The following is a 2,940-nucleotide window of genomic DNA, read 5'->3' as shown; positions in this document are numbered from 1 at the left end:
CAAGCCGTTCGTGCGCCGCCTGCGCGGGGATCTGCTGGCCCATGGCGTGCCGCGGGTGTGGTTGGACGAAGCCGAAATCGACATCGGTGACTCGCTCATCGCCAAGATCGACGAGGGCATGAAGCTCAGTCGCTACATTGCCGTCGTGCTTTCGAAGAAGTCGATCGACGCCCCGTGGGTGAAGAAAGAACTCGATGTGGCGATGAACCGGGAGATCACCAGTGGCGAGGTCGTGGTGCTGCCGCTGCTCTACGAGCCATGCGATCTGCCGGAGTTTCTGAAGGGCAAGATGTACGCGGATTTCTCGAAACCCGATGAGTATGAAGCGATGCTGGCTAAGCTCTTGCGTCGACTGCGTATCACCTGATGAGCGAGGCACAGTCAGGCCCGAGTGAGGCAATGTTGCAGGCGATGGCAGAGTTATGGCGGCTGGCCCCGCCGGGACCTGACAATCTCCTCGCTGCGCCGGCTTTCGACCGGCTGCGCGAAGCCTGCCGTGACGGCTATCCCAATGCCGGTAAGAAGGGGCCGACCTTTGCACTCTCGACAGCGCTGCGCTCGCTCGGTCTGCCATGCGAGCTTCGCGCGGATGCGGCTCATCTCGCATCACCTGTCGAGACGGCGGCGATAGGACTCGACACTGCGCTTCGCGCGACCCACGCACGTCGCCTCCATCTCGCGCCGCTCGATCTGGCAGAGGAGATTCCGCCCCTTGCGTTCGGGCCGGCGCGGGTTGCCCGGTTCAAGGCGGACGAGCTTCGCGCGCTCGTCGACACGACGCGGCTGAAGCGCATGTTTCAGGGCGCGGGTTTCGACGCCGATCGGTTTTCGGAATTCCATTGGCTGGTGGTCGAGGAAGACGTGGTGCTCGATAAAGAGCCGGAAGCGCGCGCCGTCCCCGTGCTGTTCATGGATATGCGGGAGGATTTCGGACGGATCGAGCCGCACAAGGGGCGGTTTCCGAGCGCGCTTGAGGGCTCGCTGTTCTTCTTTCTGCTGGCGCCTTGGGAAAGCTGGTCGACCATGCCGGAGGTCGATTGGCGCGGTTTCCGCGTCCCGTGGGTCTATACCGTGGACAGCGATATCTTTGTGCGACCGAGTTCGCCGCCATCGGCCGATACGCTCAACTGGGAAGACCGCGTCTATGACGACGGCTACGGCGGAACGGTCGAGGTGGAGCGTCCCCTGGAATTACGCTTGTCCGATGAGGCCAAGACAGAGGTAACCGTCTGGGATCAGCATCGATGGGCGATGGTAGAGCAGGCGAAGCGGACCGTCCTGTTCGAAACGCCGATCGCCCATTTCCTCGTGCGCGCATTTCTGGCCGAGGGTGTGGATGAGTTTCTGGCGCATATCACCACGATTGAGGCGGCTCTGGGCCTGCAATCCGATTATCAGAAGAATCTGCGTATCTCTTCGGATCGCCACAAGGGCATGCGCGCGACCAACCGGATGCGCGGGCGCGTGGCCGGACTGTTGGGAGAGCGACGGTATGCCGACCAGTATGAGACACTGTTCAACGTCAGAAGCGCTTTCCTGCATGGTCGCGCGATGAACGCGATCTCCACCGGCGAGCGGGTCTTAGCGCGCTCACTGGCCCGTCAGGTCGTCGAAGCGCTCATCCTGGCGACTCAGACCGGGACGATCTCCTCGCGAGAGGACTTCCTCGATGATCTGCTCGATAAGGGCGCTCCCATGATCCGGGCAACCGGAGGGGCGCCAAGCTAGTCGTTGTCGCCAAACCGGTCATGGAAAGCGGCAGGATATCCGAATTCACCGGCCCAGCCTTACCCATACGCTTGGGCGGATCGAAGGGTGTGGTGCGAGAGGCGGAGGGCGCTTCGATCCCGTCTAAATTCGTCTTCCCTCTGAGCAAAGAGGATGATACAAAACCTCGGAGAATAGACATTATGCTCCGAGCTTACGTATCGTGCCCGAAACCGCATCCCAGCGCCACATTGCTCACTCCGTGCTGAAAGCGCGCGGGATTGCGCGTCTTGCCGAGCTGCGGGCCGCGGGAGTAACTGCGGCAACTATGAGCCGCATGGAGCGGGATGGCGAGGTGCTCCGACTTGCGCGGGGGCTTTATCAACTCCCTGATGCGCTGCTCGACGCTCACCATAGTCTGGCCGAGGCAGCGAAACGGGTGCCCAAGGGTGTGGTCTGCCTCGTCTCGGCCCTCGCGTTCCATCAACTTACCGATCAGCTCCCAAGGCAGGTGTGGATCGCCATTGGCCAAAAGGATTGGGCCCCCAAGGGTGATGGGGTGCCAGTTCGGCTCGTGCGCTTCACAGATCGCCTCCTTACGGAAGGCGTCGAAGCCCACACCGTCGAAGGGGTACCCGTAAAGGTTTTTGGGGTCGCCAAGACGATCGCCGACTGCTTCCGGTATCGCAACAAGATCGGCCTGTCGGTGGCGATTGAGGGCCTCCAGGAGGCGTTGCGTCAACGCAAGACAACCCCCGGCGAAATCGTCAAGCAAGCCGAGCGCGGAGCGATCGCGACGGTCATTCGGCCCTATCTCGAGGCGCTGACCGCCAATGGCTAAGGAGCTCAAGAATATCGGCGCTTCGGTGCGCGCCCGCCTCCTGCAGGTCGCCAAGGCGAGCGGTCAGAGCTTTGATCTTGTCCTAACGCGCTTTGCGCTCGAACGACTCCTCTTCCGGCTCAGCCAATCACCGCATGCGGACCGCTTCGTTCTAAAAGGCGCGATGCTGATGATGAGTTGGTTTGAGGATCCATATCGCGGCACGCGTGACCTCGATCTGTTGGGGTTTGGCGATCCTGAACCCGAGGCGATGCTCGCGACATTTCGGGACATCCTGGCCCTCAACGACGATGATGGTGTGGAATTTGACGTCGAAGCTCTTCGCGTCGACCGCATTCGCGAAGAGCTCGAGTATGGCGGGCTGAGGCTGCGGACAACCGCCTCGATCGGCG

Annotated in this window: 4 protein-coding genes; all 4 read left to right on the top strand. The window is 61.8% G+C overall.

Features of this window, described 5'->3' with window-relative positions; genetic code table 11:
* Positions 1-367, top strand: a 367-nt coding sequence (locus tag LH128_RS08475) for a toll/interleukin-1 receptor domain-containing protein (RefSeq protein WP_008829199.1), incomplete at its 5' end; no start/stop codon positions are given.
* A 425-nt stretch (positions 368-792) separates the two neighbouring features.
* Positions 793-1,728 carry a hypothetical protein gene (locus LH128_RS08470; RefSeq protein WP_327195114.1) on the top strand — a complete coding sequence of 312 codons (936 nt, stop codon included), beginning with the start codon at positions 793-795 and terminating at the stop codon, positions 1,726-1,728.
* Between the two features lie 202 nt (positions 1,729-1,930).
* Positions 1,931-2,548: a type IV toxin-antitoxin system AbiEi family antitoxin domain-containing protein gene (locus LH128_RS08465; RefSeq protein ID WP_083910142.1), complete on the top strand. Its 618-nt coding sequence runs from the start codon at positions 1,931-1,933 to the stop codon at positions 2,546-2,548.
* Positions 2,541-2,940, top strand: a 400-nt coding sequence (locus LH128_RS08460; RefSeq protein ID WP_008829196.1) for a nucleotidyl transferase AbiEii/AbiGii toxin family protein, incomplete at its 3' end; no start/stop codon positions are given. The genes LH128_RS08465 and LH128_RS08460, both read left to right, overlap by 8 nt.

This window comes from Sphingomonas sp. LH128 (genome assembly GCF_000293195.2).
Taxonomy (GTDB): domain Bacteria; phylum Pseudomonadota; class Alphaproteobacteria; order Sphingomonadales; family Sphingomonadaceae; genus Novosphingobium; species Novosphingobium resinovorum_A.
The sequence above is the reverse complement of the archived record's forward strand: the minus strand, read 5'-3'. Positions and strand labels throughout refer to the sequence as shown.